The organism is Thiobacillus thiophilus (genome assembly GCF_055378705.1).
In genome coordinates this window covers 1,296,235-1,321,192 of sequence record NZ_AP042404.1, presented here as the reverse complement: position 1 = coordinate 1,321,192, position 24,958 = coordinate 1,296,235, and the positions used below count along the sequence as shown (strand labels likewise).

General features: G+C 62.0%; 26 protein-coding genes and 1 pseudogene. 23 read left to right on the top strand and 4 right to left on the bottom strand.

Annotation, left to right across the window (positions count from 1 at the left end):
- Nucleotides 1-3: 3 nt before the first annotated feature.
- Nucleotides 4-1,317 (bottom strand): sigma-54 interaction domain-containing protein, encoded by a 1,314-nt coding sequence (locus ACZ41T_RS06445; protein ID WP_464923651.1) that lies wholly within the window; start codon nt 1,315-1,317, stop codon nt 4-6.
- Between the two features lie 155 nt (nt 1,318-1,472).
- Between ACZ41T_RS06445 and ACZ41T_RS06440 the strand changes: the two genes are divergently transcribed.
- The 6 genes from ACZ41T_RS06440 to trpC all read left to right on the top strand — a co-directional run bounded on the left by ACZ41T_RS06440 (nt 1,473) and on the right by trpC (nt 7,722).
- Nucleotides 1,473-2,741, top strand: a complete 1,269-nt coding sequence (locus ACZ41T_RS06440) for an NAD(P)/FAD-dependent oxidoreductase (protein WP_464923650.1) — start codon at nt 1,473-1,475, stop codon at nt 2,739-2,741.
- A 234-nt stretch (nt 2,742-2,975) separates the two neighbouring features.
- A complete protein-coding gene (locus ACZ41T_RS06435; protein ID WP_464923649.1) occupies nt 2,976-4,331 on the top strand; it encodes an FAD-dependent oxidoreductase in 1,356 nt (451 codons plus the stop codon).
- A gap of 95 nt (nt 4,332-4,426) precedes the next feature.
- Nucleotides 4,427-5,113 (top strand): Rieske 2Fe-2S domain-containing protein, encoded by a 687-nt coding sequence (locus ACZ41T_RS06430; protein WP_464923648.1) that lies wholly within the window; start codon nt 4,427-4,429, stop codon nt 5,111-5,113.
- A 217-nt stretch (nt 5,114-5,330) separates the two neighbouring features.
- Nucleotides 5,331-5,900 carry an anthranilate synthase component II gene (locus tag ACZ41T_RS06425; protein ID WP_464923647.1) on the top strand — a complete coding sequence of 190 codons (570 nt, stop codon included), beginning with the start codon at nt 5,331-5,333 and terminating at the stop codon, nt 5,898-5,900.
- Entirely contained in the window at nt 5,897-6,928 is a 1,032-nt protein-coding gene (gene trpD / locus ACZ41T_RS06420) for an anthranilate phosphoribosyltransferase (protein ID WP_464923646.1), read from the top strand. The genes ACZ41T_RS06425 and trpD overlap by 4 nt, the downstream gene beginning before the upstream one ends.
- Before the next feature lie 5 nt (nt 6,929-6,933).
- Nucleotides 6,934-7,722: an indole-3-glycerol phosphate synthase TrpC gene (gene trpC / locus ACZ41T_RS06415; RefSeq protein ID WP_464923645.1), complete on the top strand. Its 789-nt coding sequence runs from the start codon at nt 6,934-6,936 to the stop codon at nt 7,720-7,722.
- A gap of 93 nt (nt 7,723-7,815) precedes the next feature.
- On the opposite strand, the gene ACZ41T_RS06410 is transcribed toward trpC, so the two are convergent.
- Together ACZ41T_RS06410 and ACZ41T_RS06405 are read right to left on the bottom strand one after the other, a co-directional pair.
- Nucleotides 7,816-9,315 (bottom strand): helicase HerA-like domain-containing protein, encoded by a 1,500-nt coding sequence (locus ACZ41T_RS06410; protein WP_464923644.1) that lies wholly within the window; start codon nt 9,313-9,315, stop codon nt 7,816-7,818.
- 65 nt (nt 9,316-9,380) lie between these two features.
- Nucleotides 9,381-9,587, bottom strand: a pseudogene (locus ACZ41T_RS06405) (ROK family protein); the annotation flags it as partial.
- A gap of 528 nt (nt 9,588-10,115) precedes the next feature.
- On the opposite strand from ACZ41T_RS06405, the gene ACZ41T_RS06400 reads away from it, so the two are divergent.
- The 9 genes from ACZ41T_RS06400 to ACZ41T_RS06360 are packed head-to-tail and all read left to right on the top strand — an operon-like array spanning nt 10,116 to nt 19,069.
- Nucleotides 10,116-10,817 carry an energy transducer TonB gene (locus tag ACZ41T_RS06400; RefSeq protein WP_464923643.1) on the top strand — a complete coding sequence of 234 codons (702 nt, stop codon included), beginning with the start codon at nt 10,116-10,118 and terminating at the stop codon, nt 10,815-10,817.
- Between the two features lie 10 nt (nt 10,818-10,827).
- Nucleotides 10,828-11,565 (top strand): MotA/TolQ/ExbB proton channel family protein, encoded by a 738-nt coding sequence (locus ACZ41T_RS06395; RefSeq protein ID WP_464923642.1) that lies wholly within the window; start codon nt 10,828-10,830, stop codon nt 11,563-11,565.
- Between the two features lie 9 nt (nt 11,566-11,574).
- Nucleotides 11,575-11,988: an ExbD/TolR family protein gene (locus tag ACZ41T_RS06390; protein WP_464923641.1), complete on the top strand. Its 414-nt coding sequence runs from the start codon at nt 11,575-11,577 to the stop codon at nt 11,986-11,988.
- A 40-nt stretch (nt 11,989-12,028) separates the two neighbouring features.
- Entirely contained in the window at nt 12,029-14,212 is a 2,184-nt protein-coding gene (locus tag ACZ41T_RS06385; RefSeq protein ID WP_464923640.1) for a TonB-dependent receptor, read from the top strand.
- Nucleotides 14,213-14,242: 30 nt separating this feature from the next.
- Nucleotides 14,243-15,280, top strand: a complete 1,038-nt coding sequence (locus tag ACZ41T_RS06380) for a hypothetical protein (protein ID WP_464923639.1) — start codon at nt 14,243-14,245, stop codon at nt 15,278-15,280.
- Nucleotides 15,267-16,253 (top strand): 4Fe-4S binding protein, encoded by a 987-nt coding sequence (locus ACZ41T_RS06375; protein ID WP_464923638.1) that lies wholly within the window; start codon nt 15,267-15,269, stop codon nt 16,251-16,253. The genes ACZ41T_RS06380 and ACZ41T_RS06375 overlap by 14 nt, the downstream gene beginning before the upstream one ends.
- Nucleotides 16,234-17,511, top strand: coding sequence for a double-cubane-cluster-containing anaerobic reductase (locus ACZ41T_RS06370; protein ID WP_464923637.1), 1,278 nt, complete (start codon nt 16,234-16,236; stop codon nt 17,509-17,511). Before ACZ41T_RS06375 ends, ACZ41T_RS06370 begins: the two co-directional genes overlap by 20 nt.
- Nucleotides 17,508-18,311 carry an acyl-CoA dehydratase activase gene (locus tag ACZ41T_RS06365; protein WP_464923636.1) on the top strand — a complete coding sequence of 268 codons (804 nt, stop codon included), beginning with the start codon at nt 17,508-17,510 and terminating at the stop codon, nt 18,309-18,311. The genes ACZ41T_RS06370 and ACZ41T_RS06365 overlap by 4 nt, the downstream gene beginning before the upstream one ends.
- Nucleotides 18,312-18,352: 41 nt before the next feature.
- Nucleotides 18,353-19,069 (top strand): urease accessory protein UreH domain-containing protein, encoded by a 717-nt coding sequence (locus ACZ41T_RS06360; RefSeq protein ID WP_464923635.1) that lies wholly within the window; start codon nt 18,353-18,355, stop codon nt 19,067-19,069.
- Nucleotides 19,070-19,344: 275 nt separating this feature from the next.
- On the opposite strand, the gene ACZ41T_RS06355 is transcribed toward ACZ41T_RS06360, so the two are convergent.
- On the bottom strand, nt 19,345-20,355 hold the full coding sequence (locus tag ACZ41T_RS06355; protein WP_464923634.1) for an ROK family protein: 1,011 nt from the start codon (nt 20,353-20,355) through the stop codon (nt 19,345-19,347).
- A 39-nt stretch (nt 20,356-20,394) separates the two neighbouring features.
- On the opposite strand from ACZ41T_RS06355, the gene ACZ41T_RS06350 reads away from it, so the two are divergent.
- The 8 genes from ACZ41T_RS06350 to tolQ are packed head-to-tail and all read left to right on the top strand — an operon-like array spanning nt 20,395 to nt 24,954.
- Entirely contained in the window at nt 20,395-21,126 is a 732-nt protein-coding gene (locus ACZ41T_RS06350; protein WP_464923633.1) for a YebC/PmpR family DNA-binding transcriptional regulator, read from the top strand.
- 33 nt (nt 21,127-21,159) lie between these two features.
- Nucleotides 21,160-21,384, top strand: coding sequence for a DUF433 domain-containing protein (locus ACZ41T_RS06345; RefSeq protein WP_464923632.1), 225 nt, complete (start codon nt 21,160-21,162; stop codon nt 21,382-21,384).
- Complete coding sequence (locus ACZ41T_RS06340; RefSeq protein ID WP_464923631.1) at nt 21,381-21,713, top strand: DUF5615 family PIN-like protein; 333 nt, start codon at nt 21,381-21,383, stop codon at nt 21,711-21,713. The genes ACZ41T_RS06345 and ACZ41T_RS06340 overlap by 4 nt, the downstream gene beginning before the upstream one ends.
- Nucleotides 21,704-22,228, top strand: coding sequence for a crossover junction endodeoxyribonuclease RuvC (gene ruvC / locus ACZ41T_RS06335; RefSeq protein WP_464923931.1), 525 nt, complete (start codon nt 21,704-21,706; stop codon nt 22,226-22,228). Before ACZ41T_RS06340 ends, ruvC begins: the two co-directional genes overlap by 10 nt.
- 13 nt (nt 22,229-22,241) lie before the next feature.
- On the top strand, nt 22,242-22,820 hold the full coding sequence (gene ruvA, locus ACZ41T_RS06330; protein ID WP_464923630.1) for a Holliday junction branch migration protein RuvA: 579 nt from the start codon (nt 22,242-22,244) through the stop codon (nt 22,818-22,820).
- A gap of 9 nt (nt 22,821-22,829) precedes the next feature.
- Entirely contained in the window at nt 22,830-23,858 is a 1,029-nt protein-coding gene (gene ruvB / locus ACZ41T_RS06325; RefSeq protein ID WP_464923629.1) for a Holliday junction branch migration DNA helicase RuvB, read from the top strand.
- The gene (ybgC, locus tag ACZ41T_RS06320) at nt 23,855-24,262 is read left to right on the top strand and encodes a tol-pal system-associated acyl-CoA thioesterase (RefSeq protein ID WP_464923628.1); all 408 of its coding nucleotides are present in this window, start codon (nt 23,855-23,857) and stop codon (nt 24,260-24,262) included. The genes ruvB and ybgC overlap by 4 nt, the downstream gene beginning before the upstream one ends.
- Nucleotides 24,259-24,954: a protein TolQ gene (tolQ, locus tag ACZ41T_RS06315; RefSeq protein ID WP_464923627.1), complete on the top strand. Its 696-nt coding sequence runs from the start codon at nt 24,259-24,261 to the stop codon at nt 24,952-24,954. The genes ybgC and tolQ overlap by 4 nt, the downstream gene beginning before the upstream one ends.
- Nucleotides 24,955-24,958: the final 4 nt, after the last annotated feature.

Below are 24,958 nucleotides of genomic sequence, written 5' to 3'. Positions count from 1 at the left end.
TCGCTAGCTCAGGCCATAGCGCTTGAGTTTGCGATACAGCGTGCGCTCGGTGATGCCGAGCGCGGTGGCCACCCGGCTGCGGTGGCCGGCGTGCACGTCGAGCAGGGCGCGGATGTGGCTGCGCTCAACCTCGGCGAGCGGTTGGGCGCCTGGCAACGCCGTTGCCGTTGCCGTTGCCGTTGCCGTTGCCGTTGCCGTGGGCAGGCGCAGGTCGGCGGCGCGGATCACGCCATTACGGCAGGTCAGCACCGCACGCTGCAGCAGGTTGCGCAGTTCGCGCACATTGCCCGGGAAGTCGTACGCCTGCAGCATCGCCAGCGCAGCGGAATCCAGCCGGCAGGCACGGCGAGTGCCAGCCAGGCGCTTGAGCAGAAACGTTGCCAGCGGCGGCAGGTCGTCGCGCCGCTCGCGTAGCGGCGGCAAGTCGACGTCGATGCCCGCCAGCCGGTAATACAGGTCGAGCCGGAAGCGTTTCTCATCCACTTCGTCCAGCAGTCGGCGATTGGTGGCCGATACCAGCCGCACGTCGGCCTTCAACGTCTTGGTGCCGCCGACGCGTCTGAATTCGCCACTTTCCAGCACGCGCAACAGCTTGGCCTGCAAGCCCAGCGGAATCTCGGCGACTTCGTCCAGAAATAGGGTGCCGCCGTCCGCCAGTTCGAACAGGCCCTTCTTCAGACCGCTGCTGCCCGAGAACGCGCCGCGTTCATGGCCGAATAACTCGCTTTCGAACAGGCTTTCGGGCACCGCGGCACAGTTGATCACGATGAAGGCACCGCCGGTACGCGGCGAGCGGGCATGAATGAAACGTGCGGCGAGTTCCTTGCCCACGCCGCTCTCGCCAAACAGCAGGATCGGCGCCTCACAGTCGGCCACGCGCGCGAGATTGTCCACGCAGGCCAGAAACGCCGGGGATTTCCCCACCATCTGCATGGCGTCGCAATCGCTGCCTGCTTCGGCTTCCAGCGGATAGAGCTGTTCGCCCAGGTAGCGCTCGCCATTCATGCCGCGCAACGCATGGCCGCGGATGCGGGTACGCTCGGGCTGGTCGTCCGCATGGAAATGCGTGTGCAGCACCTCGACCGCTTCACCGTGCTCGAACAGGGCCTGGTGCGGACACTGCTCGCCATTTTCGTGGCAGGGCCGCGGCGAGTGATGCGACACGACATGGCAGTACTGGCCGACGATGGCGTCTGGTGTTGCGCCATAGGTTTCGGCATAGCGCCGGTTGGCCGCCACGATGCGGTATTCGCGATCGATCACCACAAAAGGCTGGTCGTTGGCGTCGATGAGTTCCTGCAGTTCAAATTGGGGCATGGCCAAGCCTTCGTCATGACATGGCCGAAATTTGACATGACGCAATCGTCATGTCAAATGGGAGTGCTTACGCCAATGTGCGGACCTGGGCGTGTTGGGCGATGGCATGGCGCTTGCTTTATTATGATCTGGCAACCATCAACAGGAGACGACAAGTGGCACATATCGTAATTCTCGGCGCAGGCGTGGGTGGCATGACCATGGCCTATGAAATGCGCGAATCGGCACGGCCCGAAGACAAGGTCACCGTGATTTCCAATAATTCGTATTTCCAGTTCACCCCATCCAACCCCTGGGTTGCAGTGAACTGGCGCAAACGCGACGACGTCACGATTCCCGCTGCGCCCTATCTGAACAAGAAAAATATCGACTTCATCGGGGTCGGCGCGGCACGCGTGCATCCCGAGAAGAATCAGCTGGAACTTACCGACGGCCAGGTCGTGGACTACGACTTTCTCATCATCGCGACCGGACCCAAACTGGCGTTCGACGAGGTGCCGGGGCTGGGACCGGAAGGCCATACCCAGTCGGTCTGTACCGTGGACCATGCAGTGAACTCGGGCCGCGCGTGGGACGATTTTGTGAAGAACCCGGGACCCATCGTGGTCGGCGCAGTGCAGGGCGCCTCCTGCTACGGTCCGGCCTATGAATTCGCAATGATCATGGACACCGACCTGCGGCGGCGCAAGATCCGCGACCGCGTGCCGATGACCTACGTCACCGCTGAACCCTATATCGGCCATCTGGGCCTGGGCGGCGTCGGCGATTCCAAGGGCATGCTCGAATCGGCGATGCGCGACCGCCATATCAAGTGGATCTGCAACGCCAAGGTCACCAAGGTCGAAGCCGGCAAAATGTTCGTCGCCGAGCATAACGACAAGGGCGAAGTCATCAAGGAGCACGAACTGCCGTTTGCCTACTCGATGATGCTGCCGGCATTCAAGGGTATCGACGCGGTGTTCGGTGTCGAGGGGCTGACCAACCCGCGCGGCTTCATCACCATCGATGCCTTCCAGCGCAACCCGAAATTCCCCAATGTCTATTCGGTGGGCGTATGTGTCGCCATTCCGCCGGTCGAGGTCACCCCGGTGCCAACCGGAACGCCGAAGACCGGCTACATGATCGAATCCATGGTCACCGCCACCTCGCACAATATCCGCGCCGTGCTCGATGGCCGTGAACCCACCGAGAAAGCCACCTGGAACGCCATCTGTCTGGCCGACTTCGGCGACACCGGCGCGGCCTTCGTGGCGCTGCCGCAGATTCCGCCGCGCAACGTCAACTGGTTCAAGGAAGGCAAGTGGGTGCATCTGGCCAAGATCGCGTTCGAAAAATACTTCATGCGGAAAATGAAAAAAGGTTCGACCGAGCCGTTGTACGAAAAATACGTACTCAGTTTATTGGGTGTCAAAAAGCTTAAGTGACTTAATTCATGCCGTCCGGGAACTGATTAGCCGATCAGGCCTGATGCGGGATTCTCGAATGGCCTTCCTCTATGCGGGACCATGTTGCCTGGCATTTTGGAGGGTCCTCGCAAGCAACGAATAACTACCAGGTGATCCGCCGGGATTCACTTGTTCAATACAAGGAGTTGTGCCGAGCTTGGCTCCGGGGTCTGGGCGCTGAGCATTCATGCGTTGTAATAAAAGGGGACAAAAATGGAAGAGAGCAATAGCAGACGTAATTTCATGAAAATGAGTGGTGTCGTGCTTGCCGCGGGTACTGCCGGTATTACTGGCATATCTCGATCGACCATGGCCAGCGCAGCGCCAGCGGTTGCCACCCACATGATGGCGGCACTTCCAAAAGCCAAAGGCCCGCGTCTGGTCATCGTCGGTGGCGGCACCTCCGGTCTGACCATCGCCAAACATGCCAAGAAGGAATACCCGAATTTTGACGTGGTCCTGGTGGAAAAGCGCGACATGTATTCGTCTTGTTTTTCCAGCAACCTGTGGTACGCCGGTCTCGTCAACCTGGAGTTCCTGGCCGACCACAGCTTCCTGGATGCAGCCGTCAACAACGGCTATGTCTACTTCAACGCAACGGTTACCGGCCTGGATCGCGCCAGCCGCACACTGGTAACCAGTGAAGGCGACATTCACTACGATTTCCTGGTTATGGCCCCAGGTATTTCCTACGACTACAGCAAGATAGGTGTGAACGACGTGGAGGTGATGACAGCCCTGCGCCAGACGTATCCCGGCGGTTTCATTTCGCCTACCGAGCATGCCACCATTCACCGCAAGACCAAGGAATTCGAAGGCGGTGTTTTCGTGCAGACCGTACCTTCCGGTAATTACCGCTGCTTGCCCGCCCCTTACGAGCGTGCCTGCCTTCTGGCCTCTACTTTCAAGAAAAACAAGATCAAGGGCAAGGTGCTGATACTGGACGCCAACCCGGAAATCACCATCAAGAAGGACGGCTTCCACGCGGCCTTCAACGAGTTGTACAAGGACTACATCGAGTGGCTGCCGTCCAAGGGCGTGACAGGTGTGGACGTCGAAAAGAGAATCATCAAGACCGAATTCGACGAATACAAGTTTGACGACGCAGCCATCTATGCCAACGTGCGCGGCTCCACGCTGATCGAGCAGCTCGGCCTGATGGCGCCACCGAGCAAGAGCAACCAGAAGGAAGCCGATATCGACACGCGCTTTTACAACATCATCGGCGACCCGCATGTCTATGTCACGGGTGACTCGCGTCCACATCCGTATTCCAAGAGCGCCAATACCTCCAACAGTGAAGGCCATTTCATCGCCAAGGTGCTGGCGGCAAGGGCTCAGGGCAAGGAAATCAGCTGGACCAGTCCGCGCACCATCTGCTACTCGATGGTGAATGCTCACCCGATGGAAGCCATCAGTGTCGATGCCGGTTACGACTACAGCACCGAGAAGGATGCCATCACGGGCTTTTCCAAGGATACCAAGACCTTCGAGACGCGTGACGTGGCCAAAGGTCAGGCCACTCTGGAGTGGGCGCGTGGCATTTATCGCGACATGTTTAACGCCTGATCCGTCATGCCGGAGTTCATCGGTCACCGATACTGCCGCCCTTTGGGGCGGTTTTTCCTGAGGGAGAGCAAAGCAAGATGCACAGACGTGGATTCATGAAGGTGTGCGCGGGCAGCGCAGCGATGGCTTTGGCCAGCTGGAACGGAACGGCGGTCGCTGCCGATTTCGAGACGTTTCCAGTTGCGAAACTGATCGATCACGCCGGAGCCCCGCTCAAGGGCACGGACATCCCCACCAAAGAGGCGCTGGTATTTGCCTATCCGCTTGCGGGCGTGCCTTGTTTCCTGATCAATCTGGGAGATCGGCCTACCAAGCCAAATATCGCCCTGAAAAATGAAGAGGGTGATTACCCCTGGCGGGGCGGCGTAGGTCCCAAGGGACAGTTCGTAGCGTTCGTGGCCATCTGTACCCACCAGATGAGCTATCCCCAACCCAAGGTGTCCTATCTGCGCTATGCGGCCAGCGGCAGCGAACTGGCAGGCGGGTCCGGCAGGATCGTGTGCTGCGCGCATGGCAGCGTGTACGATCCCGCCGATGGCGCCAAGGTGGTGATAGGACCGGCCCCCATGCCCCTGATGCCGATTCGTCTGGTCTATGACCCGGGCAGCGACGAACTGTCCGCCGACGGGATCATGGGAATGGCCTACATCAAGCGTTTCTTCACAACCTACAAGGCCGACCTGATCGCCCGTTTCGGGCCCGGCGGCTATCGCCAGGATGTCGGCGACAAAACCGCCTGCATTCCGATCAGCCAATATAGCGGGCTGGTGCCTACCTGCTGAGGCAAGGTGGCGCTTGGGTAGCCTGCCTGTTCCGCGTCGCATCCTGAAACTCGCCCTGATTCAAGCGGGCGGTGGGAGGAGAAGGCCCGCCACTCGCGCGGGCTTTTTTCATCGAGCCGATCGCGGGCTTTCCCGCATCTTCGATCTGGGCGAAAATCGCAGACTTTGCTGCCCCGACGGGGATGCGCAGCATGCAAGTCAAAAGGATACCGGCACCATGCTGCTAATGATCGACAACTACGACAGTTTCACCTACAACCTCGTGCAGTATTTCGGCGAGCTGGGCGAGGACGTCAAGGTGATCCGCAACGATGAAATCGACCTCGCCGGCATTGCCGCGCTGAAACCCGACCACATCGTCGTCTCGCCCGGTCCCTGCACGCCCAACGAGGCGGGCGTGTCGGTGCCGCTGATCCGGGAATTCGCCGGCAGGATTCCCATCCTCGGCGTCTGCCTTGGCCACCAGAGCATCGGCCAGGCTTTCGGCGGTCGCATCGTGCGCGCAAAGGAACTGATGCACGGCAAGACCTCGATGATCAATCACACCGACAGCGGCGTGTTCAAGGGCCTGCCCAACCCCTTCCGCGCCACCCGCTACCATTCGCTGGTGATCGAGCGCGAGACGCTGCCGGACTGCCTGGAGATCACCGCCTGGACCGACGACGGCGAAATCATGGGGGTGCGCCACACGACGCTGGCGGTCGAGGGCGTGCAGTTTCATCCCGAGTCCATCCTCACCGAACACGGCCATGCCATGCTCGCGAATTTTCTGAAAGGTACGTCATGATCACGCCGCAGCAGGCGCTCACGCGGCTGGTCGAACAGCGCGAAATCTTCCACGACGAAATGCTGTCGCTGATGCGTCAGATCATGCGCGGCGAACTCACGTCGGTACAGATCGCCGGCATCATCACGGGCCTCAGGGTGAAAAAGGAGACCGTCGGCGAGATCGTTGCCGCGGCACAGGTGATGCGTGAATTCGCCACCCAGGTGCCGGCACGCAACAGCACACACCTGGTCGACACCTGCGGCACCGGAGGCGACGCTGCCCACACCTTCAATATTTCCACCGCCGCTGCCTTCGTCGCCGCCGCGGCCGGCGCGCGCGTCGCCAAGCACGGCGGGCGCTCGGTCTCCTCCACCAGCGGCAGTGCCGACGTGCTGGAGGCGCTGGACGTGAATCTCAACCTGACCCCCGAGCAGGTGGGCGAGAGCATCGATGTTGTCGGCATCGGTTTTATGTTCGCACCCAATTTCCACGGCGCCATGAAGCACGCCGCGCCGGCGCGGCGTGAACTGGGCGTGCGCACCCTGTTCAATATCCTTGGCCCGCTGACCAACCCGGCGGGCGCGCCGCATCAGTTGCTGGGGGTGTTCCACCCGGACCTGGTCGGCATTCTGGTACGCGTGCTGCAGCGTCTCGGCAGCCGCCACGTCATGGTCGTGCACGGTTCCGACGGCATGGACGAGATCACCCTGAGTGGCGAGACCCTGATCGGCGAACTGAAAGATGGCGAGATCAGGGAATACACGATCCATCCGCGCGAGTTCGGGCTGGAGACCCGCGGCAGCGAGGTGTTGAGGGTGTGGGACGCGACGCAGGCCAAGCACATGCTGCTGTCCGTGCTCGACGACTTGCCGGGGCCGGCGCGCGACATCGTGCTGTTCAATGCCGGTGCCGCCATCTACGTGGCCGACCGTGCCGACACCCTGGGCGAGGGCATCGAGCTGGCACGCGAAGCCATCCGCAGCGGTGCCGCGCGCGAAAAGCTGCGACAGCTGGTGGCGTTCTCCCATCGCGGCACGGAAGCGTAGGCACGATGTCCGACATCCTCGAAAAGATCCTCGCCACCAAGCGCGACGAAATTGCCGCGGGGCTCGCGACGGTGCCGCTGGCCGAGATGCGCGCGCGTGCCGCCGCCGCATTGCCGCCACGCGATTTTGTCGGCGCGCTGCGCACGAAGCTGGCTGCCGGGCAGCCGGCAGTGATCGCCGAAATCAAGAAGGCCAGCCCGTCGAAAGGTGTGATCCGCCCCGACTTCAAACCGGCCGAGATCGCCGCCAGTTATGAAAAGGGCGGCGCCACGTGCCTGTCTGTACTCACCGACCGCGACTATTTCCAGGGCAGCGCCAAATACTTGAGAGAGGCACGCGTCGCGTGCGCACTGCCGGTGCTGCGCAAGGATTTCATCATCGACCCCTACCAGGTCTACGAGGCGCGCGCGATGGGGGCGGACTGCATTTTGTTGATCGTCGCCGCGCTGAAATTGCCGGCCATGCAGGCGCTGGAAGCGCTGGCATTCGAGCTCGGGATGGCGGTACTGGTTGAAGCGCACAATGCCGAAGAACTCGACGCCGCGCTGCACCTGAAAACGCCCTTGCAGGGCATCAACAACCGCAACCTGCGCAGCTTCGAGGTCAGTCTCGACACCACGCTGGCGCTGTTGCCGCGTATCGGTAATGAGCGCATCGTCATCACCGAATCCGGCATCCTCACGCCGACGGACGTCGTGAAGATGCGCGACCATCAGGTCAACGCATTTCTGGTCGGCGAGGCGTTCATGCGCGCCGACGACCCCGGCGCCGAACTGGCACGGCTGTTCGCTTGAACAGATGCAAGATTCAAGACGCAAGATTCAAGGAAAGCCTGTCTCTTGAATCTTGCAGCTTGAATCTTGAACCTCGCGCAGCGCAGCTGCGCGTCAGCGCTTGCCGCCAAAGAGGCTCCCCAGCACGCCGCGTATGAGGCTGCGCCCGATCTGGCTGCCGATGGAACGGGCAGCGGATTTCGTCATTGCCTCGACCGCGCTTTCGCGGCGCCCGCCGCGCCCGCCCAGAAGATCGCCCAGCACGTCTCCGAGTCCGCCGCCTGCTGCGGGCTGGGTGGCGGTTCCGACTTCCTGCTGCTGCGCCGCCCGCGCCGATTGCTCCGCGCGCACTTTCAGCATTTCGTAGGCGGATTCGCGGTCGACGGTTTTGTCGTAGACGCCGGCGACCAGCGAGGTCTGCATCAGCTGCCGGCGCTGGGTGTCGGTAATGGGACCGATCTGCCCCCGCGGCGGCACGATGAAGGCGCGTTCGACCACGCCGGGTCGGCCTTTCTCGTCGAGTAGCGACACCAGCGCTTCGCCCACGCCGAGTTCGGTGATGGCAGACGCTTCATCCAGGGCCGGATTGTCGCGCATGGTCTCGGCGGCGGCCCGGACCGCCTTCTGGTCGCGCGGCGAGAACGCGCGCAGCGCATGCTGCACCCGGTTACCGAGCTGCGAGAGGATCTTGTCCGGGACGTCGGCCGGATTCTGGGTCACAAAAAATACGCCGACGCCCTTGGAGCGGATCAGCCGCACCACCTGCTCGATTTTTTCCACCAGCGCGCCGGGTGCGTCGGTGAACAGCAGATGCGCCTCGTCGAAGAAAAACACCAGCTTGGGCTTGTCGAGATCGCCCGCCTCCGGCAGGTTCTCGAACAGTTCGGACAGCAGCCACAGCAGCAGCGTGGCGTACATTTTCGGCGACTGCATCAGCCGATCGGCCGACAGGATATTGATGACGCCGCGTCCGCTGTCGACCTGGAGCAGATCGTCGATATTCAGCATCGGCTCACCGAAAATCTGCTCGCCACCCTGCGATTCCAGCGTCAGCAGGCCGCGCTGGATGGCGCCGATCGAGGCGGATGACACATTGCCGTAATCGGTGGTGAACTGCCTGGCATTCTCGCCGACGAAGGCGAGCATCGCGCGCAGATCTTTCAGGTCGAGCAGCAGCAAGCCGTTGTCGTCCGCCACCTTGAACACCAGATTAAGCACACCGTTCTGGGTGTCGTTGAGGTTCAGCATGCGCCCCAGCAGCAGCGGGCCCATATCGGATACGGTGGCACGCACCGGATGCCCGCTGGTGCCGAAGGGATCCCACAAGGTGACCGGAAAGCCCTGGTAGGCAAAGCCTTCGAGCTTGAGCGATTCGACCCGCTCGGCCACCTTGGCGTTACCGCCGCCCGGCTGCGAAATTCCCGACAGGTCGCCCTTCACGTCGGACATGAAGCATGGAACGCCTATGCGGGAGAAATGTTCGGCCAGCGTCTGCAGGGTGACGGTCTTGCCGGTGCCGGTGGCGCCGGTGATGAGGCCGTGCCGGTTGGCCATCTGCGGCAGCAGGACGAGATCGGTGGTGGCGTCGCGGGCGACGAGCAGCGGTTCGGTCATATCGGTTCCCGTGGGCGTGATGCAGGAATTCTAGCGGGTCCGGACGCCTGCCTGCTGCGTTTGCCTTAATCGTTCCACAGCCAGGCCGCGCCGCGCACCCCGCTGGAGTCGCCGTACTTGGGCGGCGCCAGCCGGGTGTCGATGCGGTCGGAAAACACATAGCGTGGCCATAACCGTGGCACCGTGTCGTACAACCGGGCGATGTTGGACAGCCCGCCGCCGAGCACGATCATGTCCTGGTCGAGCAGGTTGATGACGCTGGCGAGCGCGCGCCAGCGTTGCGCCGCAGGCTGTCCTCACACAAGCATGCAAACTGCCCGCTCACAAAAATCAATATGTCTCTGCGCCATTCTCACGGCGTGGACTTCCCCCTTTTCAAAGGGGGTGGGGCTAATGCAACACTAGCATTACCAACGCGTGGCGAGTCCTTCGGCGCCCACCCGGCAGGCTCGGTTTTCGGAGATGCGGGGGTATGTTCTTGAGGCACTTTATTTGGCGCATTGACAAAGAAAGTGCCTCGCCGCCGGGGGGTGCGACAATTTGTCTAATTCCCTACTCCGAACATGCCCTTTAATATTCGCATGTTCTTTGCGCGCACCCAAAATATTTCGGGCAGCCACAGCCCAGACTTTGGTTGTCAGGAACTTTTCTCTCAAAACACAAAAAAACAAAGGCCGATGTCTGCGGTGTTCGACAAACATTCAAAATCTTCAAACAGTCAGCGAACCATGCTCGCCGCTACCTGTTGCGGCGCATTCCCCCGCGGGGGCTGCCAAGCCTTCCTCCTGGCTTAGGCGCACATGGGAATTTTCTTTCCCAGCTGCGGGGTTCCCGCAGGCCGGTCTGGCTATCAAAGACTGCTCTTTGCCGCGGCGGTAGCGGCGGCGCACGTCGCCATTCTCGGGCTGCTGGCGGTTGCCGTACCCTCCGAGCGACTGGCGGAACTGGCTCGCCCCATTGCGGTGCGCCTGATTGAATTGGCGCCTGAGGCGCCGCCTCCGCCCCTACCAAAACCACCACCGCCCCTACCAAAACCACCACCACCCCGGCCGAAACCGGTCACGCCGGTTTCGGCTCCCCCGCCGGTTCTCGCCGTGGCCAGCCCGGTTGAGTCTCCGGTTGCGGCTTCCTTCACCATCGCGCCGCAGCCCCCCGCTCCTGTTTCAGCGCCGGCCATCGTTGCCGCCCCCGCCCCGGCGCCCGCGCCCGCTCTCGTCGACGCCCGTTTCGACGCCGATTATCTGGACAACCCCAAGCCGCTGTACCCCCGTGCCTCCCGTCGTCTCGGCGAGGAAGGGAAAGTGGTATTGCGCGTCTTTGTCAGTGCGGATGGCGACGCGAAGCGGGTGGAGGTGAAGCGTTCCAGCGGCTTCCAACGTCTCGACCTGGCTGCCGAAAAGGCTGTTTCCCGCTGGCGCTTCGTGCCGGCAAAGCGCGGCGAACAGGCTGTGACCGCCTGGGTTGTAGTGCCCATCGTATTTAATTTGGACAATGAAAGTTGAGGATACCGCCATGCCATCCAATCTCGGATTAGCTCATTTCTGGCAACAGGGCGACATCGTCACCCACAGCGTCGCCATCCTGCTGCTGGTGCTTTCCATCGCCAGCTGGTCTTTGACCATCACCCGCTTTTTCCAGCAACTGCGCTTTAACCGCACCATGGACGGCGTTTTCGCTTCATTCTGGGGAGCGGACAGCATCGGGGTCGCCCTCGACAAAATTGAGCGGGAAGACAAGACTGGCGTGTTCGCGGGGCTGGCGCAGGCGGGCGTTCAGGCGGCGCAAGCGCACCAGCGTCACGCGGATCGCGGCATCGGCGCCGGCGTCAACCTCAGTGAAACGGTCACCCGCGCCCTGCGCAGCCAGATCGTCCGTTCCCAGGTCGGCATCGAATCGGGATTGACCTTTCTCGCCTCCGTCGGCGCCACCGCGCCCTTCATCGGACTCTTCGGCACCGTCTGGGGCATTTACCACGCCCTGGTCGCCTTGTCCGGTTCCAGCCAGGTCGTGCTCGACAAAGTGGCCGGCCCGGTGGGCGAAGCGCTGATTATGACCGCCGCCGGCCTGTTCGTCGCCATTCCCGCCGTGCTGGCCTACAACGCGCTGACCCGCGCCAACCGGCTGATCTTTGCCCAGCTGGACGGCTTCGCTCACGACCTGCACGCCTACCTGACCACCGGCGTACACCTGCCTGCCGTCACCGGACAAGCCGCCTCGGCGCGCCTGGTCCCGGTTCCAGCCGCGGCCTGAGGAGCGGACATGGCCTTCGGTTCCTTTGACAGCGGCGGCACCACCCAGCCCATGGCTGAAATCAACACCACGCCCCTGGTGGACGTGATGCTGGTGCTGCTGGTCATTTTCATCATCACCGCGCCGCTGTTCCATCAGGCGGTGCCCATCGACCTGCCCCAGGTGGACTCGACCCCCCTCGACGACAAGCCCATTGTCGTCAACCTGGCGCTGGACGGCCAGGGCGGCCTGTTTCTCGACGGCGTTCCGACGAGCCGCGAGGGCGTCCAGGCCCACCTCGCCGAACTGGCCCCGTCGCAGCCAGAACTTCACCTGCGCGCCGACCGGGTCACGCCCTATGAAAAGGTGGCCGACATCCTGGCCGTGGCGCAGCGCGCCGGGGTGATGAAGATCGCCTTCGTTACCGAGGCGGCTGGGAAGTAATCAACCTGCAAGCACCATTTCAATAAACCCGGAGACTTTCATGAAATACAGAAAAAATGTTCTTGCCCTCGCCCTGGCTGCGGTATTCCCATGCCAACAGAGCGCTCAAGCCGATGAGGCCGATGCGACTCTGCCCGAAATGGTGGTGACGGCGACGAAGACGGCCAAGGTTGTTTCCGAGGCGCCTGCGACCGTCACCGTGGTGACGGCCAAGGAAATTGAGAACAAGAATGTACACCGGGTTGACGAAGCGTTGGCTGGCGTACCCGGTGTATCTATCCGAAGCCTGGGCGGCGAACAGCCCAGCAATTGGCAGAATCAGATCACCCTGCGTGGCATTCCCGGCTATTACCGGACGGGCATCCTGGTCGACGGGGTCTCCATCAACAATGCTTTCAGTGGCGGCGTCAACATGTCTGTGGTGCCGATCGACGACATCCAGCAGATCGAAGTCGTGCCCGGCCCGTTCTCCTCGCTTTACGGCGGCGCCGGCATGGCAGGGGTGGTCAACATCATTACCAAGGTTCCTGAAAAAAGAGAAATCTCAATCAAGGGGGAAGGTGGAAGCCACAATTTCAAGAGCCTCGATCTCGGCTTTCGCGACAAGCTTTCGGATTCCCTCGGCATCAGCCTGTCCTACGGCCACAAGGAGAGCGACGGCTATGTGAAAGAATATGCGACCAAGATGCCGAGCGGTAGCGGTGGAACCGTCGTAACTGGATGGCAAAAAACCACCACCAGCACCGGCACCACGACTTACATCATCGGAGATAAGGGGGAGGAGGCATGGGAACAGGATAATTACGGGGCGAAGTTTTTCCTGAAACTGTCCCCCGTATCCAAGCTCATCCTGGATACCTCCTACCTCACTCACCGGACCGAGGATGGTCAGGGCAACACCTATTTGACCGCCGGCGGCATCCCTTTTACAAGCGGAGATGCCTTGATCGATGGCAAGAAATCCGTCATTAAAGCCACCGACTTCCTGAAGGCCACGAACGGCGAAGATCTGACCCGCTATGCTGCCACTTACGAAACCCGGCTTGCCAACGACGTCAAGCTCAAGGCCAATCTGAGCTCCCAGGACAACCAGTACTGGTACACCTCGATTGATTCCCATGCGACCAACACCAGTGGAACTGGAAAATTAAGTGACATACCTGCCAAAAAGATCGACGGAGAGTTGCAAGTCAGTTTTCCGGTTGCGAGTAACCAATACCTGGTCGTTGGCGTGTCGGCCAATGATTCAACCCTGAACAAAAAGGTCTATAGCCTGGCTAACTGGCGCGAGGAGGACAACAAGGGCGCGGTTGGCGACTGGGCCGACGGCAACTCCCAGTCCATGGCGGTCTATGCCCAGGATGAAATTGCGATCTCGGACAAGCTGACGGTCTATGGTGGAGCGCGGTATGACCGCTGGTCGACCGATGGCACTATCAACATCAACAGTACACTCAATAAATACGACACCCGCACCAGTTCCGCAGTTAGTCCGAAAGTATCCGCGGTATATAGGCTCGACCAGGGTACGGTGATCAAGGGGGCGATCGGCAAGGCGTTCCGCGCGCCCAACCTTTCGGACATGTATTCCACTTGGGGAACAACCACGATCTACTGGTCCAACCCGGACCTGAAGCCGGAGAAAGTCACTACGGCGGAAATCGGTGCGGAACACGAATTCAAGATAGGCACACTGCTGCGCGCCACCTATTACCGGAGCGACATTACCGATCTCATCTATTCGACTACATCCGGTGCCGACAGGTACAAATTCAACGCCGGCACGGCTGAAACAGAGGGGATCGACCTGGAAGCTCGGCAAAAGCTTCTGGGCGGACTAACCGCATTCATCAATGCGACTTTTGTCAGTACGACGATCACGGAAAACTCCGTCAGACCGACTTCCGTCGGGAAACAGGTCCCGTTGCAGGCGGAGAAGATGGCCAATATCGGTCTGGAAGGCAGCTGCGGTCCGTGGTCAGGCTCCGTCATTGGCTCCTACGTTGGCAAGATGTATGGCAACGATGACAATTCGGACACTTTTAACGACGTGCCCGGCTCCTACGATCCGTACTTCGTGGCCAACGCCAAAATCGCCTACAAAGTCAACAAGGCGCTCACGGCTTCTCTTTCGGTCAAGAACCTGTTCGACCGCGAGTACTTCATGGGCAGTTCCAAGGCGGATGGCCGTAGCGTTTATCTTGGCATCGGCTTCAAACATTGAGCGGCCGACGCAAGTTACCGGAGGCAATTCATGAATAAGCGATCAATATATCTTCTCCTGGCACTGTTGTGCCTGGCACCCGCCGCCGGAGCCGCGAACCCATCGGATATCCTCTGGCTCTCCGACGTGGCACCCAAGCGCGTCAAGAAAGCGGCTGAAACGGGCCACGCCAACCACGACAAGACCGGTAAGCAAAAGGACAACCTGGATGCGGTCATCGGCGGCGAGGAGGGCGGCAGCCTGCATAGCGGCGACAAGCGCCTCTGGCTGCGGCAGGGGGACGATCCCGCCAGCGCGGGTTATGTCAATGCTGCCACCCTGTCCTCGGAGTTCAACCTAATCGATGCCAAAGGCAACCGCTCCCAGGTTGCCCAGACGCCGATGGGCGGCCTGGCCCACGCCAACTTCGAGTTCGAGGAAATGGGCTTTTACAACGCCCATGTGGCGCGCGAATCGGTGCAGGACGGCGTGCTGCGGATGCAACTGGCCAAGGCCGAACTGCTCAAGGGCAGTTGCTGCATGAAGGCGAGGGACGTCGATCCGGCCCAGACAAGAGCCATCAGCGACCCGACGCTACCCCTGGAAATCGTCAGGGAACACAAGCCCGACGAGAAGCTCTTCACTCGCATCGTGTCCGGCGACAAGATTAATTTCACTGTCATTAGCCTGGGAAAACCGTTGCCGGGCGCCCAGGTCACCATGCTGACCCAGCAGGGCTGGCAGAGGAAGGCGGTCAGTGACGGAAACGGACGCGTCGAGTTCACCATGATCCGCGACTATTTCCCGGCCTGGGACGACTTCAAGCGGCGTACCAAGGAAAGCTTCGTGGTCGTGGCCGAGACTGAGAAAGCCGAATCGGGCACGCATCAGGGCCAGCCCTATGCCAAGGTGGCTTACCAGGCGACGCTTTCCGGCAAGTATGCCCCCACGCCTCATGACTACAAGTCCTACGCCTGGGGTCTGGGCATCGCCGTCTTCGTTCTCGCTTTCGGCGGCCTGGGGGTCTATCTCTATCGCCGTCGCCGGGTGAAGCCCTTCCAGGAGGTGCGCTTCGATGAGAAGCCTTAAGGGACGCTTCGACCTCATCGACTGGAACCGTTTTCGCTTCTGGTTTCAGATGTCCTGTTTTCTGCTGCTGGTCTACGGCGGCTATTGGGGGCTCGAACTGGGCAAGCACCTGCCGACCTTCTCCTGCATCTATAACACGGGGGCGAGGGGCGGCGCGTGCTACCTCAGCATCCTGCAACACCAGATGGCGTGGCCTTGGGAGAAGCTGTTTTCCGCAGCGGCGCTGGTGATCCTGACCGGGTTTCTCACTTTTGTGGCGTGGTTCATCGCTATCAACAAGCTTTGGTGCGGGCTCATTTGCCCGCTCGGCACCATTCAGGACTGGATGACCGCCTTGCGCCGCCGGCTTGGGGTGCGCTATGGGCGCTACACCATCGGCCAGTTTCGCGTCCTCGGCCAGATCAAATACGTGCTGCTGGCCCTGATGTTCCTGATCCCGCTGGGCATCGGCGCCGGCTGGTTCTCCAAGGACATGGGCCTGCCTTTCTGCATGATCTGCCCCGCCCGCATGATCATCCCGATGTTCGACCTCAACTTCACCCATTGGACGATCGATTTTTCCTCCACGTCCAAGATGGTGCTGACCTCGCTGGGCATGGTCGTTGTTGCCCTGTTTTTCGTCGGTGGCTTCATCAAGAAGCGCTTTTTCTGCTTTTTCTGCCCGATGGGCGCCTTCATGTATCTGATCTCGAAGCCGGCGTTGCTGACCTTGAAGAAAGACGGCGACAAATGCACCCGCTGCGGCGATTGCTACAACGTCTGCGACATGGACATCCGCGAGATTGCCGACGATGTGACCAACCCGCGCATCATGATGGACGACTGCACCCTGTGCCTGAAGTGCGTCGCCGCCTGCCCGGAGCCTGGAGCCTTGAAGGCCAATTATGCTGGCATCACCTTTTTCGAATCCACCGAAGCCGGTTTCATCAAACGCAGCCAGAAGGGAGTCGGCCTTGAACAGCCCAAACACTAAGATACCCCTTCCCTACAACCGCAGCCGCCAGGCGCGGGAAGCGGAGACCATGCTCGACCACCTCACCGACGATTTCGACGACAACCCGGCGGCAATGGATTATTTCTACGATCTGTTCCGGCGCGCCTATTGCCAGGGCGAATCCCTGGAGCGGGAGGGCGTGCGGGTGGGTACCACCTGCATCCATGCTCCGGAGGAATTGATCTACGCGATGGGGGCGACGCCGGTGCGCCTGTGCAACGGCTCCTACCACTACGACCAGGTCGGCGCCGATTTCATGCCCGCCAAGTCCTGTTCGCTGGTCAAGGCCACCCTGGGCATGTTGAGTTCCGAGAACGTGATTCCCAAGGTGGGCAAGCTGGATTTGATCGTCAACCCCACCACCTGCGACCAGAAGAAAAAGGCCAGCGCCATGATGGTGGGCATGGGGCACAAGGTGTACAACCTGGAATTGCCCCCGGCCAAGGAAAGCGAGCAGGCCAGGCTTTACTGGCAGCGGTCGGTGCGCGAGTTCGTTCAGCAATTGCGCCAGCTCACCGGCAAGAAACTCACCCGCAAGAACCTGACGGCGGCCATGGCCAGGACCAGCCGCGCCCAGGCCGCCTTCCGCACCCTGCACAATTTCCGCCGCAAGTCGCCCTCGCTGGTCTTGGGCAAGGACGTATTCCTGGTCACCAACGCCTATTTCTTCGACGACATCGAGCGCTGGACCGAGGCGGTGGAAAAGCTCAACGCCGAATTGGCCCGGCGCGACCAGGACGGTTTTTGCGCCGCCCAGAAGAAGGCGCCGCGCATCCTTTTCACCGGTTCGCCGCCGATCTTCCCCAACCTGAAGCTGCCGCTGCTGATCGAGGAATCCGGCGGCGTGGTGGTGGCGGACGAGACCTGCTCGGCCAACCGGATGCTGTACGACATGACCGCCGTGGACGAGTGGCTGGTCAACGACATGGTCGACAGCCTGGCGGACAAGTACCTCAAGCCCTGCACCTGCCCCATCTTCACCAACAACGATGACCGTCTCCGCCGACTGGTGGAACTGGCCAAAAGCTTCGCCGTGGATGGCGTGGTGTACCAGGCTTTCTCCGGTTGCCAGGTGTACGAGATGGAGCAGAAAAGCGTGGCCGATGCCCTCAACAAGGAGGGCATCGCCATGCTCTACATCGAAACCGACTACAGCCCGGACGACATGGGCCAGCTCACGACCCGGATCGAGGCGTTCCTGGAATCCCTGAAAACCCGAAAGAGAAACCGCAAATGAATTATTTCGCAGGCCTGGATATCGGCTCTACCGCCATCAAGGTGGCCCTGGTGGATGAGGGCGGCAAGATTGTCGGCGTCCACGTTTCTTCTTCCGGCAGCCTCTTCCACAAGAATGCCAAGGAGGCGCTGCATAACCTGCTGGCCCAGCAGGGTGTGGCCAAGGACGACGTGCGCTACCTGATCGCCACCGGCTACGGCCGCAAGCTGTTCAAGGAGGCCGACGATTCCATCAGCGAGATCACCGCCAACGCCATCGGCGCCCACGAAACGGGCAAGGCATTCGGCGGCGTGCGCACCATCATCAACATCGGCGGCCAGGATTCCAAGGCGATCCAGATCGACGACACCGGCAACGTGTCCAACTTCGCCATGAACGACAAATGCGCCGCCGGCACCGGGCGCTTTCTCGACGTGGCTGCGCGCAATCTCGACATCGATCTGGAGGAGCTTGGCGAATACCACTTCAACGGCAAGGGGGCGCCGCTGACCATCAACAGCACTTGCACCGTGTTCGCCGAGTCCGAGATCATCGGCCTGCTGGCGAACGGCCACGGCAAGGAAGAAATTATTGCCGGCATCCACTACTCCATCGCCAAACGCACGGTCAGGCTGGCAAAGCGCGTCGGCATCGAGGATCGGGTCTATTTCGACGGCGGCCCAGCCCTGAACAAGGGGCTGGTTGCCGCCATCCAGGACGAACTGGGGCGCGAACTGGTGGTGCCGGAATATCCCCAGACCACCACCGCCTTCGGCGCGGCCATCCTGGCGCGCAACGAGTTTCTCGCCGATGCTTCCTGAACCAGCAAGACAGGAGAAACCCGGCCATGCTTGACGCGATCATGCCTGATTCCGCCCCTCTCCTGATGCCCGTCGAAACCATCGTCGGCCTGCCCATGGCCCTGACCTTGGGGCTGGTCTATGGCCTCGGCCCGTGCCTCGTCAGCTGCCTGCCTTACCTGGGGCCGGTGTTTCTCGCCCGCGATTTCAGTTGGCGCCGCTCCTGGCGCGTTGTGCTGCCCCTGTCTCTCGGACGCCTTGCGGGTTATTCGCTGTTCGGCGCGCTGGCCGGCTGGGCCGGCCATTATGTCAAGGACAGCACCGTGGCTTCGCCGCTGCTGCACCTGCTCGTCGGCGCCGCCGCCCTGATGGTCGGCCTCGCGCTCTTCTGGCAGCGACGGCCAGCATGTGCCGTTGCGGCAGTGCCCGCTGCCGGCGTTCAGCCCCTGCGCCGCTTCGACTTCGGTGCCGAACCACGGCCCCTGTTGCCGGGCGGCTTGTTCCTGATGGGCGCTGGCATGGCACTGACGCCCTGCGGGCCGCTGGGCGTGGTACTTTTTTCGGCTGCCGCCTCCGGCCATGCCGCCAGCGGACTTCTGCTCGGCCTCGGCTTCGGCCTCGGCGCCATCGTCGTGCCTTCGCTGGTATACGGCCTCGGAGTCGCCTATTTCGGCGCTCGCCTTCGCGAGCAGTTGGGCCCCTGGCGTCCGCGCATCGAGGCGCTCAGCGCCGGGCTGCTGGTTCTGGTCGGGATGAGTCAGATCATCCGGGCTTTCTGATTGGCTCTGTCATCGTTATTGATTGGTGTTGGTCAGCGTCGTAGGGTGCACTCCGTGCACCTTCGGTGCGTCAATCGGTGCACAGAGTGCACTCTACTCAAAGCCTCTCGCTCTAATGAACAATCCGGGTTTATTGGTATTGGCCAGCGCCGTAGGAGCGGCCTGCCGGAGGGTGGAGGCTTCATCAGAGGGGGCAAGACATGACTTCAACAACCAACAGTGACATAGTCTTCTGATTTCTTCTGCGCTTCCTGGCCTGCCGGTTCCCGAGACGATCAAGCTGCCTTGACGGCGGCCTTGCCCCACAGCCACGCCGCCCCGCGTACCCCGCTGGAGTCGCCGTACTTCGGCGGTACCAGCCGGGTGTCAATGCGGTCGGAAAACACATAGCGCGGCCATAAGCGTGGCACCGTGTCGTACAGGCGGGCGATGTTGGAGAGTCCGCCGCCCAATACGATCACATCGGGGTCGATGAGGTTGATGACCCCGGCCAGCGCGCGCGCCAGCCGTTCCTCGTAGCGTGCCAGTGTGGCGCTGCAGGGGCCGTAGCCTGCGTTGGCCAGTTGCACGATCTCGTGTGCGGGCAATTCTTCGCCGCCATAGCGCACATGATCGGCGGCGAGTGCGGGACCCGAGAGCCAGGTTTCGACGCAGCCTTTCTTGCCACAGTAGCAGGCCGGTGCGGCCTCGAGTTCACGCGGGCTCGGCCACGGATGCAAAATGGCTTCGCCGGTGGCCGGATGCTCGCCGGTGCTGTGGCGGTCGGCCTGGGTGTGGGCGAACTGGAAGCAGGGCAGCGGACTGTGTCCCCATTCACCCGCAATCGCATTGGCGCCGTTGAGTACCTGGCCGCGCACCACCACGCCGCCGCCCACGCCGGTGCCGAGGATCACGCCGAACACGGTTTCCGCCCCGGCCGCCGCGCCGTCGGTCGCCTCCGACAGCGCGAAGCAATTGGCGTCGTTGGCGAGCCGCACTTCGCGGTTCAGGGCACGTTCGAGGTCCTGCTGCAAGGGCTTGCCGTTGAGGCAGGTCGAGTTGCAGTTCTTCATCAGCCCGCTGGCGGGCGAGCGCGCACCGGGGGTGCCGATGCCGATGCTGCCGTATCGGCCCAGTTCACTTTCGGCCGCGTGGACCAGCGCCGTGACCGCAGCGATCGTGGCGAGATGATCGTTCTGCGGGGTCGGCATGCGGCGGCGCAGGATTTCCCGGCCGCCGGGGTCGAGTGCAATCAGCTCGATCTTGGTGCCGCCAAGGTCGATGCCGAGGCGGAGGGAAGCGGCCAAAATGCTAGAATCATGCATTAATTTTGCGTTGGAATCGATATGGCAGGACACTCGAAGTGGGCCAACATCCAGCACCGCAAGGGGCGCCAGGATGCCAAGCGCGGCAAGATCTTCACCAAGCTTATCAAGGAAATCACCGTGGCGGCCAAAATGGGCGGCGGCGACACGGGCATGAACCCGCGCCTGCGGCTGGCGATCGACAAGGCCAAGGCCGAGTCGATGCCGAAGGACAACATCGAGAACGCAGTCAAGCGCGGCACCGGCCAGCTCGAAGGCGTCAACTACGAGGAAGTGCGCTACGAGGGTTATGGCATCGGCGGCGTCGCGGTGATGGTCGACTGTCTCACCGATAACAAGACGCGCACCGTCGCCGACGTGCGCCATGCCTTCAACAAACACGGCGGCAACATGGGCACCGACGGCTGCGTCGCGTTCCAGTTCCAGCACTGCGGCCAGATCATCCTGGAGCCGGGCGCGAGCGAAGAAGCGGTGATGGAAGCTGCGCTCGACGCCGGCGCCGAGGATGTCATCCCCAGTGAGGACGGCTCGATCGAGGTGCTGACCTCGCCCGATCCCAAGGCGTTCGAAGCGGTGAAGGAGGCGCTGGAAAAGGCCGGGTTCAATCCAGCGGTGGCCGGGATCATTATGCGCCCCGAGACGGAAACGGAACTCACCGGAGACGACGCGCTGAAGATGCAAAAGATCCTCGACGTGCTGGATGCGCTCGATGACGTGCAGGAGGTCTACACCAACGCGGTGCTGCCGGAGTAAAATCGCAAGCCAAATCCAGAGAAGGGGTCGCGCATGGATTACCACAGCCGTATCACTTCCGAGCCAGGCAAACGCGGCGGCAAACCTTGTATTCGCGGGCTCAGAATCACAGTCTACGATGTGCTGGAAATGCTGGCGGCAGGGCAGACCCACGAAGCGATTCTTGCCGACTTTCCTGAACTCGATGCCGACGATATTTTGGCTTGTCTCGCCTTTGCGGCAGACCGGGAGCGTCAGCTTGCATCGGTGCACGGATGAAGCTGCTGCTTGACGAAAACCTGTCCAGACGCCTTGTGCCTTTTTTGCAGGAAGCCTATCCCGGGTCGAGCCAGGTTGTTTTTCTGGGCCTGGAACAGGCCAGCGATCTCGCATTGTGGCAGCACGCCGGCCAGCATGGTTATGTGCTGGTTACCCGCGATGCGGATTTTTATGATTTGAGCCTTACCCGAGGCGCACCGCCCGTCGTGCTGTGGCTGCGCATCAATAACCCCGACAAGTCAGAAGTGCTGCGCTTATTGATTGACCGTCTGGACACTATTCACGAAGCGTTTGCAGCAGGCGCGACGTGTGTCGAGTTGTGGCCTTGAGCCGCATCCTTGGGATCGACCCCGGCCTGCGGCTGACCGGCTTCGGCGTGATCGAGCAGACCGGCCAGAAGCTGGCCTATGTCGCCAGCGGCGTCGTCAGGAGCGGCGAGGGCAGTCTGCCACAGCGGCTGGGCGTGCTGTTCGCCGGCTTGAACGAGGTGATCGCTACCTGGCAGCCCGATACCTGCGCGGTGGAAATCGTCTTCGTCAACGTCAATCCGCAATCCACGCTGCTGCTCGGGCAGGCGCGTGGCGCGGCGATCTGCGCCGCCGTATCGCAGGAGCTGCTGGTCGCGGAATACACCGCATTACAGATCAAGCAGGCGGTGGTCGGCCACGGCAAGGCGGCCAAGGAGCAGGTGCAGGAAATGGTGAAACGCCTGCTGAGCCTGCCTGTTGCGCCGACAGCCGACGCCGCAGACGCGCTCGCCTGCGCCATCGCCCACGCGCACGGTAGCCACCTCGGCGCGCACTCCACCGCGGGCTATCGCGTCAAGGGCGGGCGCCTCGTATGAACAGGGATTCCAGATGATAGGCAGAATTACCGGCGTGCTTGCCGCCAAGCAGCCGCCCCAGGTGCTGGTGGATTGCAACGGCATCGGCTACGAAATCGACGTGCCGATGAGCACCTTCTATAACCTGCCGGCGCTGGGCGAAAAAATCAGTCTGCTCACCCATCTGGCGATTCGCGAGGACGCGCATCTGCTGTACGGCTTCGGCAGCGAAATCGAGCGCATGGCGTTTCGCGAACTGCTGAAAGTCTCCGGAATCGGTGCTAAGACCGCCCTGTCGGTGCTGTCCGGCCTCTCGGTCAACGACCTGTCGGCGGCGATTGCCGCGCAGGAAATCGGCCGCATCGTCAAGGTGCCCGGCATCGGCAAGAAGACCGCCGAGCGCCTGCTGCTCGAACTCAGGGGCCGGCCGGTGTTCGCCGGAGCGATTTCCGCGGTGGCGGGCGAGATAAGCGTGTCCGACGATGTGCGCCAGGCTTTGTTGGCCTTGGGCTATAACGACAAGGAGGCCACCGCTGTCATGCAGAAACTGGCGGCCGATCTGCCGGTGTCCGATGCCATCCGGCAGGCCTTGAAGCTGCTGTCCAAGGGGTAAGATGCAGGCATGATCGAAACCGACCGCCTCATCGCCCCCGCTGTCGTCAGTCCGCAGGAAGAGCAGGTCGAGCGCGCGCTGCGGCCGCGCACGCTGGCCGAATACGTCGGCCAGGCGAAGACGTGCGAGCAGCTCGAAATCTTCATTCACGCTGCCAGGAACCGCAGCGAGGCGCTCGATCATGTGCTGCTGTTCGGCCCGCCGGGGCTGGGTAAGACCACGCTGGCGCACATCATCGCGCGCGAGATGGGCGTCAACCTGCGCCAGACTTCCGGCCCGGTGCTCGAACGGGCGGGCGACCTGGCCGCGCTGCTCACCAATCTGGAACCGAACGACGTGCTGTTCATCGACGAAATTCATCGTCTGAGTCCGGTGGTCGAGGAGGTGCTGTATCCCGCGCTGGAAGATTTCCAGATCGACATCATGATCGGCGAAGGCCCCTCGGCGCGCTCGGTCAAGCTCGACCTGCCGCCGTTCACCCTGGTTGGCGCGACCACGCGCGCCGGCATGCTCACCAATCCGCTGCGCGACCGTTTCGGCATCGTCGCGCGCCTGGAGTTTTATTCGGCAGAAGAGCTGGGCTTCATCGTCCATCGCTCGGCGGGCCTGCTGCAGATGAATCTGGAGGAAGCCGGCGCGCTGGAAATCGCCCGCCGTTCGCGCGGCACCCCGCGCATTGCCAACCGCCTGCTGCGCCGGGTGCGCGATTACGCCGAAGTCAAGGCGGGCGGGCAGGCTACCTGCGCGGTGGCGGATGCGGCGCTGGTGATGCTCGACGTCGACCGTGCCGGGCTCGACGTGATGGACCGCAAACTCTTGTCGGCGGTGGTCGAGAAATTCATGGGCGGTCCGGTCGGCCTGGACAACCTTGCCGCCGCCATCGGCGAGGAGCGCGATACCATCGAGGACGTGCTCGAACCCTATCTCATCCAGCAGGGCTACCTGCAGCGCACCCCGCGCGGCCGTATCGCCACGCCGCTGGCGTATCGCCACCTCGGCCTCGCCGCCCCCGCCGAACCCAACGCGGATCTGTTTTGAGCAGGGTGTTTCACTGGCCGGTCCGCGTCTACTGGGAAGACACCGATGCCGGGGGCGTGGTGTATTACGCCAACTACCTCAAGTTCATGGAGCGCGCGCGTTCGGAATGGCTGCGTGCATTCGGTTTCGAGCAGGACGTGCTGCGCGACGAGGCGGGGGTGGTGTTCGTGGTGCGGCGGGTGGCAATCGACTACCTGTCGCCGGCGCGCTTCAACGATCGGCTCGACGTATCGGTCGGCCTGCATGAAATGGGGCGGGCCAGTCTCAGTGTGCGGCAGAAACTCATGCGGGGTTCCGATTGTCTGGCAAGAGCCGAAGTCAAGCTGGCCTGCGTTGACGCGGTCCATTTCAAACCCGTTAAAATGCCCGCAACGATTCTTCATACACTGAGCCCCACGACGTGAACCCCGAACTCAGCCAGGATCTCTCCCTCCTCCACCTCGTCCTTAATGCCTCATTGCCGGTGCAGCTCGTCATGCTGCTGTTGCTGGGCGCGTCCTTGATGTCGTGGTGGTTCATCTTCATCAAGTTGTTTTCCCTCAAGCGCGCCTTGCACGAAGCCGACCGTTTCGAGCGCGAATTCTGGGGCGGCGGTGACATCAACGCCATGTACAAGGAGGTGGCCGCCGGGCGCAGCGAGGCGGGGGAAATGGCGCGCATCTTCGAGGCGGGGTTCCGCGAATTCATGAAGCTGCGGCAACAGACGAGGCTTTCGCTCAATGTCATCGTCGACGGCACTCGCCGCGCCATGCGCGCCACCTACCAGCGCGAACTCGACAGCCTCGAATCGCACCTGTCGTTTCTCGCTACTGTCGGGTCGGTGTCGCCCTATGTCGGCCTGTTCGGCACCGTGTGGGGCATCATGATCGCCTTCATGGGGCTGTCGAGCGTCGCCCAGGCCACGCTGGCACAGGTCGCGCCCGGCATCGCCGAAGCGCTGATCGCCACCGCCATGGGCCTGTTCGCCGCCATCCCCGCCGTGGTCGGCTACAACCGCTACACCCATGACATCGACCGCCTGGCCAACCGCATGGAAAGCTTCATGGAAGAGTTTTCCAATATCCTGCAGCGGCAGGTGACGGCCAAGTCGGAATAAGCCT